Origin of the sequence: Deinococcus hopiensis KR-140, from assembly GCF_900176165.1 — a bacterium.
GTDB lineage: Bacteria > Deinococcota > Deinococci > Deinococcales > Deinococcaceae > Deinococcus > Deinococcus hopiensis.
Map to the genome: position 1 here is coordinate 2,865,810 of NZ_FWWU01000009.1, position 15,273 is coordinate 2,881,082.

Annotated in this window: 19 protein-coding genes and 1 pseudogene; 1 reads left to right on the forward strand and 19 read right to left on the reverse strand. The window is 67.8% G+C overall.

Going from position 1 to position 15,273, the window contains the following annotated elements; genetic code table 11:
• Positions 1–63: 63 nt before the first annotated feature.
• From B9A95_RS27325 to B9A95_RS27400, 17 genes are all read right to left on the reverse strand, one after another.
• Positions 64–408 (reverse strand): V-type ATP synthase subunit F, encoded by a 345-nt coding sequence (locus B9A95_RS27325; protein ID WP_084050297.1) that lies wholly within the window; start codon positions 406–408, stop codon positions 64–66.
• A complete protein-coding gene (locus B9A95_RS27330; protein WP_084050299.1) occupies positions 405–1,382 on the reverse strand; it encodes a V0D/AC39 family V-type ATPase subunit in 978 nt (325 codons plus the stop codon). Before B9A95_RS27330 ends, B9A95_RS27325 begins: the two co-directional genes overlap by 4 nt.
• Positions 1,383–1,392: 10 nt before the next feature.
• The gene (locus tag B9A95_RS27335) at positions 1,393–1,950 is read right to left on the reverse strand and encodes a V-type ATP synthase subunit E (protein WP_084050302.1); all 558 of its coding nucleotides are present in this window, start codon (positions 1,948–1,950) and stop codon (positions 1,393–1,395) included.
• A 1-nt stretch (position 1,951) separates the two neighbouring features.
• Entirely contained in the window at positions 1,952–2,254 is a 303-nt protein-coding gene (locus tag B9A95_RS27340; RefSeq protein WP_084050305.1) for a V-type ATP synthase subunit K, read from the reverse strand.
• Between the two features lie 19 nt (positions 2,255–2,273).
• Positions 2,274–4,358: a V-type ATP synthase subunit I gene (locus tag B9A95_RS27345; protein WP_084050307.1), complete on the reverse strand. Its 2,085-nt coding sequence runs from the start codon at positions 4,356–4,358 to the stop codon at positions 2,274–2,276.
• A complete protein-coding gene (locus B9A95_RS27350) occupies positions 4,355–4,672 on the reverse strand; it encodes a V-type ATPase subunit subunit G family protein (protein WP_084050310.1) in 318 nt (105 codons plus the stop codon). The genes B9A95_RS27345 and B9A95_RS27350 overlap by 4 nt, the downstream gene beginning before the upstream one ends.
• A 209-nt stretch (positions 4,673–4,881) precedes the next feature.
• Positions 4,882–5,166: an alpha/beta fold hydrolase gene (locus B9A95_RS34800; RefSeq protein ID WP_212648389.1), complete on the reverse strand. Its 285-nt coding sequence runs from the start codon at positions 5,164–5,166 to the stop codon at positions 4,882–4,884.
• A 25-nt stretch (positions 5,167–5,191) separates the two neighbouring features.
• Positions 5,192–5,692 carry an alpha/beta hydrolase family protein gene (locus B9A95_RS34805; RefSeq protein WP_212648390.1) on the reverse strand — a complete coding sequence of 167 codons (501 nt, stop codon included), beginning with the start codon at positions 5,690–5,692 and terminating at the stop codon, positions 5,192–5,194.
• 74 nt (positions 5,693–5,766) lie between these two features.
• Entirely contained in the window at positions 5,767–7,074 is a 1,308-nt protein-coding gene (locus B9A95_RS27360; RefSeq protein ID WP_084050313.1) for an ammonium transporter, read from the reverse strand.
• Positions 7,071–7,451 (reverse strand): P-II family nitrogen regulator, encoded by a 381-nt coding sequence (locus B9A95_RS27365; protein ID WP_084050315.1) that lies wholly within the window; start codon positions 7,449–7,451, stop codon positions 7,071–7,073. Before B9A95_RS27365 ends, B9A95_RS27360 begins: the two co-directional genes overlap by 4 nt.
• Before the next feature lie 224 nt (positions 7,452–7,675).
• A complete protein-coding gene (locus B9A95_RS27370; RefSeq protein WP_084050318.1) occupies positions 7,676–8,974 on the reverse strand; it encodes an ammonium transporter in 1,299 nt (432 codons plus the stop codon).
• A 13-nt stretch (positions 8,975–8,987) separates the two neighbouring features.
• Positions 8,988–9,368, reverse strand: coding sequence for a P-II family nitrogen regulator (locus B9A95_RS27375; protein WP_084050321.1), 381 nt, complete (start codon positions 9,366–9,368; stop codon positions 8,988–8,990).
• 247 nt (positions 9,369–9,615) lie between these two features.
• Positions 9,616–10,173: a DUF4126 domain-containing protein gene (locus tag B9A95_RS27380; RefSeq protein ID WP_084050324.1), complete on the reverse strand. Its 558-nt coding sequence runs from the start codon at positions 10,171–10,173 to the stop codon at positions 9,616–9,618.
• A 164-nt stretch (positions 10,174–10,337) separates the two neighbouring features.
• Positions 10,338–11,387, reverse strand: coding sequence for a M42 family metallopeptidase (locus tag B9A95_RS27385; protein ID WP_084050327.1), 1,050 nt, complete (start codon positions 11,385–11,387; stop codon positions 10,338–10,340).
• A gap of 19 nt (positions 11,388–11,406) precedes the next feature.
• Positions 11,407–12,069 (reverse strand): aminoacyl-tRNA hydrolase, encoded by a 663-nt coding sequence (gene pth, locus B9A95_RS27390; protein WP_084050330.1) that lies wholly within the window; start codon positions 12,067–12,069, stop codon positions 11,407–11,409.
• 6 nt (positions 12,070–12,075) lie between these two features.
• Positions 12,076–12,486 (reverse strand): hypothetical protein, encoded by a 411-nt coding sequence (locus B9A95_RS27395; RefSeq protein WP_084050333.1) that lies wholly within the window; start codon positions 12,484–12,486, stop codon positions 12,076–12,078.
• A 74-nt stretch (positions 12,487–12,560) separates the two neighbouring features.
• Positions 12,561–13,058: a DUF427 domain-containing protein gene (locus tag B9A95_RS27400; RefSeq protein WP_084050335.1), complete on the reverse strand. Its 498-nt coding sequence runs from the start codon at positions 13,056–13,058 to the stop codon at positions 12,561–12,563.
• Between the two features lie 68 nt (positions 13,059–13,126).
• On the opposite strand from B9A95_RS27400, the gene B9A95_RS27405 reads away from it, so the two are divergent.
• Positions 13,127–14,239, forward strand: a complete 1,113-nt coding sequence (locus B9A95_RS27405; RefSeq protein ID WP_084050338.1) for an alpha-hydroxy acid oxidase — start codon at positions 13,127–13,129, stop codon at positions 14,237–14,239.
• Positions 14,240–14,251: 12 nt separating this feature from the next.
• Here B9A95_RS27405 and B9A95_RS37325 read toward each other — a convergent pair.
• Together B9A95_RS37325 and B9A95_RS27415 are read right to left on the reverse strand one after the other, a co-directional pair.
• Positions 14,252–14,536, reverse strand: a pseudogene (locus B9A95_RS37325) (erythromycin esterase family protein); the annotation flags it as partial.
• Positions 14,537–14,539: 3 nt separating this feature from the next.
• Positions 14,540–14,992 carry an erythromycin esterase family protein gene (locus B9A95_RS27415; protein ID WP_170928786.1) on the reverse strand — a complete coding sequence of 151 codons (453 nt, stop codon included), beginning with the start codon at positions 14,990–14,992 and terminating at the stop codon, positions 14,540–14,542.
• Between the last annotated feature and the right edge of the window lie 281 nt (positions 14,993–15,273).

The window sequence follows — 15,273 nt, forward strand, 5'->3', positions numbered from 1 at the left end:
AGGGTTAGGCATCAGGGATTAGGAAAAGATGTTCCTAACGCCTAAAACCTAGTCCCTAACACCTTAGAGTTTGATATCGAACCCGATGGTGTCCCGCACCAGCTTGCCCATGTACGCCTTGGCGTCCACCGTATCCGGAGAAAAGGCGTCACGCAGGCTGGGGATTGGCAGCAGGATGGGGAGGTCTCTGCCACGCATCACGCGGGCCGTGGCAGTGGCTGGATCGGGAATCAGGCTGGTGTCCACGGCGATGAGGCCGTAACGCCCTTCCTGAATGACCCGTTCGAGTTCGGCGACCGCGTTCTCGGGCGTCGTCTCGATGACCTCGGCCCCCGCGAGGCGGTAGCCCGTGGCGGTTTCGGCGTCGGACAGAACGGCGACGCGTTGGGTGGTGCTCGCTTGCGTCATGCCTGCACCTCGCGGCGAATCTGTTCGGTAGGCAGGTCGTAGAACTTGCCGCGTCCGATGAGGCGGAGTTTGGCGACCTCGATTTCCTTCCGGCGCAGGAAGTCGAGGATGATGCCCACGCCCTCGGGGTCGCTCATGGCGACGTTGCGGGCCGCCGTGTCGAGCGCCGAGCGCGCCGCCACCTCAGCGTCTTCGAGGGTGGGCGCGTCGAGGATGGCCGCCACTTCCGGCACCCCGCTCGCGTCCCCGCCCGCCAGGCGGCTGTAGCCGGAAGCGTCGAGGTGCCCGCCCTGCACGAACAGGTTGGGATCGAGCGCCTGTCCGCGCGAGCCCCGGGCGATCAGCGCGTTCGTCACGTCGATCTCGCGGCCCAGATAGCGGCGCAGACTGGTGTTGCGGGCCACGCCCAGCGCGTGCCGGTAATAACCCTGGTCCAGCGCCACTTCGAGGTCCAGCAGGCGGCTCCCCGTGTTGAAGGCCGCCACGCCGTTGCGAAACGCTGCCGTGAGGGGATGCCCACTGACGGCCAGGGCCGCCGCCGCACTCGCCAGATCCGTGCTCTGGGCCGCCGTCTGGAGGGTGGCGGGCTTGATGGTCCCACCGGGCACGAGGTTGGCGAGGATGGTTTCGCCGCCGCGGCCCGAGACGATCCCGCGGGCGATGGTCCGCAGGTTCAGCAGGTCCCAGCGCATCAGCAGCACCTGGATCTCGCGTTTGGCCTCGCCATCGGCCAGCCCCAGCACCTTCTGGGAGGTGGCGAAGAGGTTGCGCGACAGGGCACGGTCGAGTTCGGGGAGTCCTGCGCCCTCGGAGGTGGTCTCGCGCAACTCGGCGGCAAAGCCGGTTTCCGCGAGGACGCGCAGGAATTCCTGGTAGCTGCCCGCCGCGAGCGCCGAGTCAAGGGCGCGCCCGTCGAGCAGTTTGGTCCGCATCACGCGGACGCGCGTGTTGATGTAAGCGTAGTCGTCGGGCATGGGGCCTTTCTTACTCGCTCAGAATGCGGCTGACCTGGGGCGCGAGTTCGCCCCGCAGCCGGTCCAGACGTCCGGAGAGCGTGTTCGTGATGCCGCTCTTGCCACCGCGCGCCACCACGCGCACCCCGCCTGAGATGGCCGGGTTCTCACGCACGGGGATGTCGGTGACGAGTTCGCGGGCGACAGCCATTTCCGCCGGGTTGACCTCTACGGCTTCCGCGTCGGGAATCGCCTCGCGGGCCTGCCACAGCAGCCGGGCCAGGATCTCGCGGTACTCGGGCAGCGAGGCGATGTCGCGCAGCTGGCCTTCCACGAGGTCATACACGGCCTTCATGCCCTGCTCGCCCGCATTGAGGCGGGCAGCGCTGAGTTCGAGGTCCGCGGCGGAGCGGGCGCGCACGAGGCCCGCCTGGCGCTGGGTTTCCAGCGCACGCTGGCGGCTCTCGATCAGCGCCTGGGCGCGCTCGCGGGCGTCCGCGAGAATCCGGGCGGCGCGGTCACGGGCTTCGGCGCGGATGCGCTCGATTTCCGTCTGCGCCTCGTTTTCGAGAAGCTTGTCGAGGGCCATATCAGCGGAGGATGAACAGCGCGAGGAAGCCGAAGATCACGAGCGTTTCGGGAATCAGGAAGTACAGCAGCAGGGAGCCGGCCTTGCTGGGGTCTTCCGCGACGGCACCCACGAGGCTGGAACCGATGCGCGCCTGGGCGATGCCCGTGCCCACCGCGCCGAGGCCGAGGGCGAGGCCCGCACCGATGGCGCGCAGACCGTTGTAGGTGTTGTCGGCGTTGCCGCTGGCCGCTTCCTGCGCCAGACCGCTGGTGGCGAGGGCGAGAACGAGGGACGCGAGGACGATCTTGTTGTACTTGGTCATGTGCAGGCTCCTTGAAAGTTTATTTCCCCTGCCCACTGACCGCGCTCGCGGTGGGGCTAAGGCGACGAAGGGGGTTGTAGGCTGGGCTGGTCTCGCTGTTAAAGCCGGTGGGGTTGAGGAACTCCACCATATGCAGACGCAGCGGTTGAACGATGTGGCCGATGAGGGTCAGCGCCAGCACGAAGAAGTGCAGCAGCGCGCCCAGCACGAGACCGATGATGATGCCCAGGAAGCCGATCTTGGTGAACATGGCCCAGCCCACGTCCGAGCAGAGCTTGGCGAGGATGGCCGACACCAGGCCGACGGCGAAGATACGGGCGTAGCTCATGACGGCCCCGCCCTGCGAGAGCAGTTCGATGGGCAGCATGGGGAAGTGCTTGATCACGCGCAGGTAGCCGACGATAAAGGCGATGAACCCGGCGTACATCACGAGAACGCGCCAGTCGCCGAAGTTTCCGAACGCTCCGAAATCCTTGCCCGCACGGGTCGCGAAGGCCATCATCACGAGGGCGAGCACGCCGCCGAAGAGGGCGATGCCCTCCCAGGTATGCGTGGCGTCCTTGTGCTTGATGCCCTGCTGAATGCGGATACCCCAGCCCCAGAGGACCTGCAGGATGCCGAACAGCAGCGAGAACACCAGCGCCACGTTGGAGAAGTACTCGGTTTCCAGACGCGGAAACAAGGTGGGGATCAGGCCGGAGTGGGCCACCGCTCCCGCACCCTCGGCAGCGTGGGCCTCGGCGCGAATGCCGGTCCAGCCCCACAGGTTGTTGACGAGGTTGGGATCGACGAAGAAGAGGTGGAGGTGCTCGCCCAGCGTTCCAAAGAGCTCGCCGGTCAGCACGCCCCAGAGGATGCTCCAGGCGGCCATCACGTTGGTGACGAAGCCCAGGTCCTTCAGCGAGGCGGGAGGCACGTACGCCCCAAAGAAACTCAGGTCCCAGCCCTCGTTGCGCCGCGCCTTGCCCAGCAGCCACATCCCGAACGCGAGGAACAGCAGGCCGTAGCCCACATCCGCGATGATGATGCCGAAGAACAGCGGGAAGAACACCGCGATCACCCAGGTGGGATCGAAGGTGCCGTAACGCGGCAGGCTCATCAGGCCCATCACAACCTGGAAGGGCCGAACGTAGCCATTGTTCTTGAGTTGCACGGGCACCGCGAGGTCGTGGTGCTCGTCCACAGGGTGAAGCTCGTAGGCCACCGCGTCGCCGAACTTGCCCAGGGCCGCCGTCAGGGCGGAGACGCGCTCGGCGGGAACGTACCCCTGCATCGCCATGGAGTATTTGCCGCGGGCAGACACGGCGCGCACGTCGTGGACGGCCACCCGGTCTTTCAGGGCGTCGCGCACGGCGTACAGCGCCGGGGTGTGGGTGCGGGCCAGGGCGTCGCGCTCGGCGGTCAGCGCACGCTGACGCTCGGAGCCGCCCTGCCGCACGCGGTCCAGCTCAGCGGCGGCGTCGGCCAGCGGGATACCGTCGAAACGGCCCGGCAGACGCAGCTCGCCCAGTCGTACGCGGCCCAGCGCCGAACGGGCCAGATCACGCTCGCTGCGCAGGGTGGCGATCAATCCGACGCGGTTGTTGCCCACCGTTTCCGCCGTCAGCGCGTAGCGGTCCGGCAACGCGGCCCGGAGCGCTGCTTCCAGCTCGCCGAGGTTATCGGTGGGCTGGAGGACGAAGGGCACCAGGGCGAGGCGGCGGCTGCGGTCCAGCCCACCGGCGAGGCGGGCGAGCGCGCGAACGGCGTCACCGTAGGCAGCCTCCGCGTCGAGATCCGCCTGCAGCTCCTGCCGCTGGCGGGCGATGGCCGACACCGGCACGGCGGCGTCTTCCACCACGCGCTCCCACTCGTCCTGCGGGCGCAGGGGCGCGGGAGCGGGGCGGTAGCCCCCAAGTTCAGCGATGGTGCTCTCGGCGCGGGCGAGCAGGCGCTCGTCCTCGCGGCGGGACTGGGCGTCTTGCCCGGAAAGAGAACCGGTGGAAAGCGGGCCGCCCGTGATGGGCCGCAGGTGCAGGACCCCGGCGTCTTGCAGGGCCGCGATCACCTCTTCGCTGTCGCGCTTGCGAACGGCGATCACGACCTGCTGCATGGGGTTGATCACGGCAGCACCGCCCTCAGGATGTGCTCGGCGGCCTGCGCGACGCGCTCCTGCGCCCGGCTGTGGGTGGCCTGGGTGCCCTCGGCGGCCCTGGTGCGGGCCTCATCGCGGATGCGCTGGGTTTCGGCTTCGAGCTCGGCCTCGCTCTGGGTCTGCATGGCCTGGGCCTGCGCCTGGGCCTGCGCCAGAACGCGGGCGGCTTCGGCCTCGGCAGCCTCCACCTCGCGCCTGGCTTCCTCGCGTGCCGTCTCGATTTGCGCGTCCAGCGCAGCCTCGCGGCTTGCCAGTTCACTTAGCACTCGACTTGAGACGTCCAAAATCCCTCCTCCTTTCTACAGTCCGTTCGTGACTCAAGGCACCCCTCTGTAACGCCGCGTCCATACGGGCGTGGTGACGGGGGGGTGCGAGAGCAGCTGTGATGGCCCGACCCGATGTTGGTATGCGTCAGACTCGTGCAGCATCCTAACACAGCCTTTATTCAGCCTCTGGAGGGCAAGCGTCCCGCTGTCTGTGGGGGAGGCACCGATCAGGAGGACTGGGGAGCTGCTGCCCGTTCGGCCAGCCACGTCCGGGCCTCCTCCCCGGACGGCAGGACCGGGAGGTGCCCACCCTCTGGCTTCGTCCAGAGGGTGGCCGAGCAAATGCGCGCCGCAAGCCACCGGCCGTGCGAACTGGGAACCACCCGGTCCTGCCCGCCATGCACGAGGAGGACGGTCAGTGTGATTCGCCGGGGGTCAAAGCCCCAGGGCGCGGCGCAGGCCAGGTCACCGTCGATCAGCTCCCCTGCGCCGCGCCATGGCCGGTCCGACAACGCTGTTCAGCCAGGACCAGGGGCCTCAGAGGGCCGCATGACCGGTGGGGGTAAACAGCTCGGGACCGAGGGACGGGTCCGGGGCCACGTACTGCGCCTTGGCGCCGCGTCCTTTTAGAGCGGCAGTGAGGGACGCCTCGCCCGAGGGGTTTATTTCGGCGAACCGCTCCAGATCTTCCGCGCCGTAGGGAGCCCGCCCTGCCGCGCTGACCGCCGCCCGCACCCGGTCCGGCAGGAGTGCGGCACAGGCGAGGGCGTGGGGTCCGCCTCCCGAATGGCCCAGCCACGGCGAACTCTTCTGTGCCGAGGGCGTCCGCGACCCGGGCGGTGTCCTCTGCGGCGGAGGCAACGCTGCGCCCTGGCTGGGGAGACGCGCCGCCGCTGCAAACAGAGGCGCGCGCGGCGTACCGATGTTGGGCGTACCGTGGTGCCAGAACGCGGCCAGGCGCTGACTGGCCTCCCCCATGCCCGTGTCATAGACGCGAAGGGTGCGTCCACCGCCCAGCGTCAGACCGGTTTCGGTCACCACCCTTCCAGCGGAAGGACAGCGGAAGGCGGCCCCTTTGCAACCGCGAGGAGCCGCCGCGCTGGGGCCGGGCTTCAATCGTGCCCGACGAACACCGGCGCGCCGAGCGGACTTTCCGTCTCATAGCCTTCCTCCTGGTGGGAGGACAGGTCGATGCCGCGCACCTCCTGCTTCTCGGTCATGCGCAGGGGCGTGAGGAGCGCGACGAGTTTAAGGCTCAGGAAAGTGCCGCCGCCCGCCAGTGCCGCCGCCGCCAGGACACCGACGAGCTGAACGAGGACCTGCCGCCCATTTCCAGCAACCAGGCCGTGCCCCAACGCATTGACCGCGGGCACGGCCAGCACCCCGGTAAGCAGCGTTCCGACGATTCCGGCAACCCCGTGGCAGGCAAAGACGTCCAGCGCGTCATCGGGAAACAGGCGGTGCTTGTTGGCAACGAGGAAGTAGGACACGGTACTCGCCACCGCGCCCACAAGGAGTGCACCCCCCGGCGTGACGAAGCCGCAGGCGGGCGTGATCGCCACCAGGCCCACCACTGCGCCCGTCGCCGCACCCACCGCCGTGGGTTTGCCGTTCCGCGCCGTCTCCCACAGCATCCAGACGAGGAGGGCGGCGGCCGCGGCAGAATTGGTGTTGAGCAGGGCGGTGGCAGCGACGCCGTTGGCCGCAAGCGCAGATCCGGCGTTGAAGCCCAGCCAGCCGAACCACAGCAGGCCCGTGCCCAGCAGCACGAGGGGCACGTTGTGCGGAATGCTCACGTAGCGGGGAAAGCCGAAGCGCGGCCCCAGCACGAGCGCGGCGACAAGGCCGCTGACCCCACTCGCCACCTCCACCACCGTGCCGCCCGCAAAGTCCAGCAGCCCGAGGTGGTTGAGCCATCCGTCCGGGCTCCAGACCCAGTGGGCCAGCGGAGCGTATACGAACAGAACCCACAGCGTGCCGAACAGCACGAAGGCGAGAAACCGCATCCGTTCCACCACACTGCCGCTCACCACGGCCAGCGTAATGACCGCAAACAGAATCTGGAAGATGGCGAAGAGGGGGGTGGGGAGGGTGCCCGTCACGCCGCCGATGGTGTTGGACAGGCCGGCTTGTGACAGGCCGCCGAACAGCGCATTGCCGCCCGGCCCGAACGCGAGGGTGTACCCCACGGCCACCCACGCCACGCCCGCGATGCCCATCGCCGCAAAGCTCATCATCATGGTGTTCAGCACGCTGCTCGCGCGCACCAGACCGCCGTAGAAGATCGCCAGCCCCGGCGTCATCAGCATCACGAGGGCGCACGCGACGAGGATGAAGGCGGTGTCGGCCCCGTTGATTTGATGCGTCTGGGCCGAAGCTGTTCCCGCCAGCAGCGCGAGGAGGGGCAGCAGGCGCTTCACGCTCCACCCCCCGGCGCAAGGCGCGTCTCGTTCACCGGAGTGAGCGCGGCGTTGTCTTCCTCACCGGTGCGGATGCGCACCACGCGGTCGAGCGGCTGCACAAAGATCTTGCCGTCACCCACCTCGCCCGTCCTTGCGCCGCGCAAGATGGCCTGCACCGCCGCCTCCACAAAGGGATCGGAGACGGCCATACGGAACTCCACCTTGTCGCGGAACTCCACCATCACCCGCGTGCCGCGGTAGTGCTCCACGATTTCCTGCTCGCCGCCATGCCCGGACACCCGGCTGAGGGTAATGCCACTGATGCCCGCCTGGAACAGCGCTTCTTTGACCTGCTGGACCCGTTCCGGCCTCACCACTGCCGTGATCAGCTTCATGGGTTCACCGTAACGAAGTGTCAAGGCCAAAGTGCATCGTTGTCCAGAAGTGGTCTATCAAATCGCAGGAAGAAGTGGGAGCAAAGGCCAGTAGGGCCAGATAAGCACGCGAGACGTAAGCCAAAAAGCAAACGCCCCACTGCCGGGGATGCATTCGGCAGCGGGACAGGACGCGGAAGTTCTAGAGAAGAGGAGGAGGAGCGGGGTAAGCCGGGAGGAGAAGGTCAGTCGCCGCCGACGAACACCGGGGCACCGAGGCCGGTCTCGCTCTCGCTGTAGCCCTGCTCGCTGTGGGCACTAACGTCGATACCGCTGATTTCCTGGCTGGCGGGAATCCGCAGGGGCATGAGCAGACCCACCAGCTTGAGCAAGACGAAGCTGCCGAGGCCCGTGAACACCACCGAGGCGAGGACGCCGATAATCTGCACGAGCATCTGCTCGCCGAAGGGCTTGCCGCTGCCGGTGGTCCAGGCGAGCGCCCCGGTGAGCAGCGCGCCCACGATTCCGGCGACGCCGTGGCAGGCGAACACGTCCAGCGCGTCATCGGCCCGCAGCGCGTGCTTGGCCTGCACGGCGGTAAAGCTCGCCACCGCGCCCACCACGCCCACCACGATGGCGGCCCAGGGCGAGACGAAGGCGCAGGCGGGGGTAATGGCGACCAGGCCGACAACGAGGCCGGTGGCAGCCCCCACAGCGGTGGGCTTGCCGTTGCGCGAGCTTTCCAGGGTCAGCCAGGTCAGCATGGCGGCGGCGGGAGCGATCAGCGTGGTGAGAAAAGCGAGGCCCGCCGTGTGGCCCGCGGTGAGGGCGCTGCCCGCATTGAAGCCCATCCATCCGAACCACAAGAGCCCCGCCCCCAGCAGCACGAAGGGCACGTTGTGCGGCACGTGCGCCGACTTGGGAAAGCCGATACGGGGACCCACCAGGGAGGCCGCCACGAGCGCGGACACGCCCGCTGCAATGTGAATTACGGTGCCGCCCGCGAAGTCCAGCGCACCCATCTTGAACAGCCAGCCGTCCGCGCCCCAGACCCAGTGGGCGAGCGGCGCGTAGATCAGCAGGCTCCACAGTCCGCCGAACAGCACGAAGGCCCCGAAGCGCATCCGTTCCACCACGGCCCCGCTGATCAGCGCAAGCGCGATGATGGCGAACATCGCCTGGAACGCAGCGAATACATATGCGGGGATGGTGCCGCTGAGCTGGTCCTTCAGGCCGTCCAGGCCCACGTGCCCCAGCCCACCGATCAGCGCGTTGCCGCCCTCACCGAAGGCCAGGGTGTAACCCAGCAGCGTCCAGATGATGCCGACGATGCCCATACTGACCACGCTCATCATCATGGTGTTGAGCACGCTCTGGGCGCGGGTCAGGCCGCCGTAGAAAAAGGCCAGGCCGGGCGTCATCAGCAGCACGAGGGCGGCCGACACGAGCATCCAGGCGGTATCGCCGCTGTTGAGCACCGGCTTGGCGTCCTGGGCAAAGGCCACGCTGCCGAGCAGCAGGGCCAGGGGAAGCACTTTCTTCATCGCATACCCTCCTTTAACCCGGCAGCCCGGGGGCGAGTTTGGTTTCGTTCACCGGAGTGAGCGCGGCGCTGTCTTCCTCACCGGTGCGGATGCGCACCACGCGGTCGAGCGACTGCACAAAGATCTTGCCGTCACCCACCTCGCCCGTCCTTGCGCCGCGCAAGATGGCCTGCACCGCCGCCTCCACAAAGGGATCGGAGACGGCCATACGGAACTCCACCTTGTCGCGGAACTCCACCATCACCCGCGTGCCGCGGTAGTGCTCCACGATTTCCTGCTCGCCGCCATGCCCGGACACCCGGCTGAGGGTAATGCCACTGATGCCCGCCTGGAACAGCGCTTCTTTGACCTGCTGGACCCGTTCCGGCCTCACCACTGCCGTGATCAGCTTCATGGTGTCTCCTTTTCCCCGTGCGATTTGCAGCGTTTGCATCCCTGCATAGGTTCAGTCTGGGCCTATGGGTGCAGGATGTCAACGCGTAAATTGCTTCTTGTACAGATTTGCGACTTCATTCTGCAAATCAAGAGCTGGGGAGGAGGAAACGAACAGTTCCAGCTTGCAAAAAGGCAGGAAAAGGCAAACAGAATGCAAAAAGAGGGACGTTCCCCGACGTCCCCCTCTTCAGCCACTTTCCGGTGGGCTACGTCATCCGGCGCCTGCGCACCCTGACCCACAACCGGTACGCCAGCCCCAGCAGTCCTGCCAACCCCAGCGCGGCGAACACCGGCGCAAACACCGCGAGCAGGCTGAGCGTCAGGCTCGCGCCGTCTTCGGCGGTGCTGAGGACCGGATTGCCCAGGCCGCCCGTCGTGGCCGTCGCCACTGGGCGTACTGCGGCGCGGGTGGCGTGGACGCCGCCCGCCACGAGGAGCCCCAGCGCGAGGCTAAGAGATGGGGGCACGTGGGCGATCCCCGACTGCGCGGCGAACAGGACTGCGCCTGCCGCCGCGTTCACCACGCCGCCGAACACGTGCAGCGCGTGGTCCACCCCCGGCACCTTGTCCCCCACAAAGTCGAGCGCGCCGATGACCGTGACGCCCAGCAGTGCCCACTCGCTCCCCAGCAGGTCATAGGGAGCAGCGAGGTGAACGACCCCAAAGCGCGAGAGCAGCCCCACCACAAGCAGCGGAATATAGGCGTTGAGCCCCGCCGCACCCGACAGTCCCAGCGAGGACAGCAGACCGGAAAGGAGTTCCATCAGGGCTCAGGTACGCGGTTTCGGGGCGAAGGGTTCCCGTTTCGGTCGGCGCTGGGCGCAGTGGGCCTGCTTGGGTGCGGGGGCGATGTTGCCTCTCGCCCCGCTCCGCTCCCCACCCTGGCTGCGCGAGGCCCGCTCCCTCAGGGAGAGAGGGAAACTCTGCCTCAGCGCAAATACGCCAGGAGCAGCTCCACACCTGCGCGCAGATCGTCCTCATGGACGGCCTCGATCACCGTGTGGATGTAACGGGTGGGCAGGCTGAGGGTGAGGCTGGGCACGCCCGCCCGGCTGCGCTGAATGGCCCCGCCGTCGGTGCCGCCGAGGGGCAGGACTTCGAGCTGGTACCTGATCTCCTCGCGCTCGGCGAGGTCCACGAACTGGTCCACCAGCCAGCGGGTGGAGATCATGGAAGAGTCGAAGACCTTGATGCCGATGCCCTCGCCCATGCGCGTGACGGCCTGGTCCGGGCCGACGCCGGGGGTATCCACCGCGAGCGTCACGTCCAGGCCAATGCCGATGGTGGGCTCCACTCCGTAGGCCGCCGTGATGGCCCCGCGCAGGCCGACTTCCTCCTGCACGGAAAAGACGGCCACGACGTCGTGCTGTGGGCGCGTGTCACGCAGGGCGCGCAGAACTTCGAGCAGCACAAACACGCTGGCGCGGTCATCCATCGCCTTGCCCACGGTCAGCTTGCCCACCTGCCGGGCCACCTGGTCCAGCGTCACCATGTCACCGATGCGGACCTTCCCCTTGACTTCCTCGGCGTCGAGGCCGAGGTCCACCACGAATTCGGCCACCTCAGGGATCTTCTTGCGCTCCTCGGGACTGGCGATGTGGACGGGCTTGCCACCGGGGTGCATCACGCCAGGGAGGGTGCCAGTGCGGGTATGGACGGTCACGTTGCGCGCGAAGAGGTTGCGGGTGTCGAAGCCGCCGAGCGCCTGCACGCGCAAAAAGCCCTTGTCGTCGACGAAACGCACGAGGAAGCCGATCTCGTCCATGTGGGCGCTGATCATGACGCGCTCGCCCTTCTTGGCCCCGTCCTGTCCCCGCTTGAGGGCAATGACGTTGCCCAGCGCGTCCACCCGCACCTCGTCGGTCAGTCCGTGCAGCTCACGCAGCACGAAGTCGCGCACCGCGTCCTCATTGCCGGGTACACCGTTGATATCGGATAGGGCGCGCAGCAGGCCCAGCCGCAGTTCGGTTGTGGTCATGCGGGGCAGAATACGGGGTTCAGGACGGGGAATTCGGCAGCTCACCCGGGCTGTCCGGCGTCTCGGGACTGTCCACTGCGGGACTGGTGGCAGGGGGCGGCTTGGGGCGCAGGTCCGTTCCGTTGAAGCGGCCCTGTCCTTCCGCCAGCCCGTGCGTGGCCCAGACCTCCACCGCGTTTGCTCCCAGCCGCACGAGTTCTTCGAGCGTCGCCGCTTCCGCCTCGCGCCAGCGGCTGAGCACCCAGTCCGCGGGATCCCACCCTGTGGGCGGGCGGGAAATGCCGATCTTGAGGCGGGGAAAGTCGGGGGTACCCAGCACGCGGATGATGTCGCGCACCCCGTTCTGCCCTCCGTGCCGCCCGCCCTGCCGAAACTTCAACAGGCCGAAAGGACTGTCGAGGTCATCCTGTACGGCGAGTAAGGCGTCTGGCTCCAGCTTGTAGAAGGCGGCGAGCGGTCCGACCGCCTTGCCAGACGAGTTCATAAAGGTCTGCGGCTTGACGAGCAACACCTTCGTTCCAGGGGCCGGGCCGACGCGAATTTCGGCCAGCTCCGCGTCCCTTTCCTTGCGCCAGACCGCGCTCCAGCGCCGCGCCACCTCGTCCACGACGAGCCAACCAACGTTGTGGCGGGTACGGGCGTACTGACTGCCCGGATTGCCCAGGCCAATCACCAGTTTCACGGCGCCTCAGGCCTCCAGACTGTTCAGCACTTCACGCCAGCGGGCCTCGGTTTCGCGGACACGGGCGTCTCCCTTCGCGCGGGCGTATCCGGCGCGGAAGTCGGCAAAGCGGGTATCTGTCTCCGCGAACAGCAGGCCGAGCGCCTGCCGCACGTCCGAGAGGTTGCGGTCGGTGAGGGCCGTATCCTTGGCGTCCAGCACCTCGTCGAGCGTCGCCATCAGGCCCGAGAGGGGGCGCAGCCACTGAAAGCCGGGATCGTTCATGACGAGGGAATACAGGGCGAAGGGTCCCCCCACCGGGCCGTGCAGAAATTCGTACTCGCCCTTGGCGAAGTCCAGCAGCGCGGAGTGAAAGTGCCTCAAGGCCTTGGCGAGGGCGTCCAGCCGGGTGCGAACGGCAGAGTCAGCGGGCGTCATGAAGAAAGGGTAGCAAGCGCGGCGGGGAGCCGCCGGGTTCTTTTCTCTTAACGCCCCGACCGTGAAGACCCGAGTTACCACCCCCATGTCCCCCGCTCGCCCTTGAACGGCCCCACCACATCCGGCGTGATCCAGCCACCGTAGAAGCCTCCCGGTTGAGGCCTCACCCGCACGCCGTCCACCCGGCATTCGTCTACCCGTCCCGCGTATACAGCGGCGTGCCCGGCAAGAGGGGCGAAGGCGGGGGTGGGCCGCTCGTAGCTCCAGGCAGCTTCCCCCACCGCACGTCCCCCGGCCTGCAACGCCCAGTACGACGCCTCGCCCTTCCACTCACAGACGCTGCCGCCACCTGCGGGCTGAAGAACACCGGGCACGAAGGCTGCGCGCGGCAGATAGTAGGTGGGCGGATGGCTGGTTTCGAGAACCCGGTAAGCATGGGTGGTGTCCGCGATCTTCACGCCCCCAAGCCAGACCTCAATACGCTTGGAAGTGCGTTCCAGCCGGGGTGGACGGGGATATTCCCACACGCTTTCCTGACCGGGGCCGGGGGGAATGGGCTGGGGACGGGGCATGGGAGCAGCATGACCCAGAGGGCGAAGCGAAGCTGTCAGGAAACACGCCGTCTCGGTTAGGCTGACCCATGACCACCATCAACCTGCCTGAGGCGGGCGAGCCGGGCCTGGAGGGCACCGTCAACCTCGCAGACATCGAGACCCTGGGAAGGCTGCGCCTGGACCGCAACGCGCTGGAATATTACGCGAGCGGCGCGAACGACGAGGTGACGCTGCGGGAAAACCGCGAGGGCTTTCGCCGGTTGCGCCTGCGGCCACGGATGCTGGTGGACGTGTCGCACGTGAATACGCACACCGAGGTGCTGGGCCTGCCCCTCGGCTTTCCAGTGGGCATCGCCCCCAGCGCCTTTCACGGCCTCGCGGACCCCGAGGCCGAACTGGCGACGGCGCGGGCGGCGGCCGCGGCGGGCAGCGTAATGACCCTCTCGACCTTCAGCAACACGCCCATCGAGGACGTCGCGGTGGCCGCGGCGGGCCGCTTCTGGTTTCAGCTCTACCTGTATACGGACCGCGAAGTGAGCGCCGACGTGGTACGCCGGGCCGAGGCCGCCGGAGCGCGGGCGCTGGTGCTGACGGTGGACGCGCCCTTTCTGGGCCGCCGGGAACCCAACGAACGCCACCGCTTCACGCTGCCCCCACATCTGAGCGTGCCCAACGCGGGGACCCGCGAGCAACTGGCACAGCTCGAATCCGAGCGTGGTTCGCAGCTCGTGAACTATTTCCAGACGCTGGTGGACAAGACGCTGAGTTGGAGTGACCTGGCCTGGCTGCGTTCCGTCACCACCCTCCCCATCGTCTTGAAGGGCATCCTGACGGCGGAAGACGCCCTGCTGGCCGCACAACACGGCTGCCACGTGTGGGTGAGCAACCACGGGGGACGGCAGCTGGACACGGCCGTCAGCTCGGTCGAGGCCCTGTCCGAAGTGGTCGACGCCGTGGCCGGACGCACCGAGGTTTACCTCGACGGCGGGGTGACGCGGGGCACGGACGTGGTGAAGGCCGTCGCGCTCGGCGCACGCTGCGTCTTTCTGGGCCGCGCGGCCCTGTGGGGTCTGGCGGCCGGGGGCGAAGCCGGGGTACGCCGCACGCTCGACCTGCTGCACGGGGAAGTCCGGCTGGCAATGGCCCTGTGCGGTAAGCAGAACGTGGGGCAACTGGGGCGGGACCTCCTCAGGAGCTGAGGGGCCGTACTTCTGCCGAACCAACTGGCCCAAGTTGAGCTCTCCGCCCCGGCTCATCTCGGGGGGGCGGGCGTCTCCCAGGTGCGGGTTGTGCGCCCAGACCACCACGTCTGCCCCTGATCCCAGGTGGGACCAGGTGGCCTCCAGCATCCCGAACATGTGCCGGTCGCGCACGTTCCAGGAGGTGCCCCCGAAAGGGTCAAGGCTGACCTGCCCGTAAGTCAGCGCGTTTTTGACCACCCGCGCGTCCGCGTTCTGCTCCAGGTCGAACAGGGCCTCATAAGGATTCCGGTTCATCCGTTATGAAATAGCGGGCCAACCCGAACCGAGCGAACGGGGAAAACGGTGAAGGACAGGCGTGAAATCACCAAAGCGGAGCGGAAGGGATGTACCGGATGGTCCGGGAACCGTAGCAGACAGCACGCTGGAACCCTCCCGCCGTGCGGCCACCGGACAGCCACTGTTCAGTCCGGTACCCAGGCGGCTCAGGCAGACGTGGCGTTTGCGAACGGCGCCGAGCTGGCCTGGAGCCGCCGTTTCCAACAGGCGCAGGACCTCCTGCCGGGGCTGAACAGCGCTGTAGAGGTCCATGCCGTAGAACGCGGCCCGGTTGGCGTGGGCCTGCGTCCGGTTGCGCTCGCGCAGCCAACCCACAACGTCGCGCACCACCGTGTTGCGCCGCATCGAGGTGGGAAAACGCGTGAAGTTCAACAGCGCCTGCACGGGCGAGTTGCCGGAGCCTGTCCCACGCACGAAACCGGTCGACCCGCCCGGTATCCGGCCAGGCGCCCCCGGTGACGGCCGCGTCAGGGCCCTGCTCGGTGATGAGCCGTCTCGTGATCTCGTCGCGGGTCCGGGAGAACCCGTGGGGGCCGTGGGTGGCCTCTCCGATCCGCACGACGGACCGGTTCTGTAGCGCGTTCAGCAGGAGAGCGTGGCTCTGGGCGTCGCCCGTCGGGGGCAGCGACCCGCCTGAACGGGGGAAGCGGTGGTGGAGCGCAGCGCCGGAAGCACGCCAACAGAGGAACCCACAA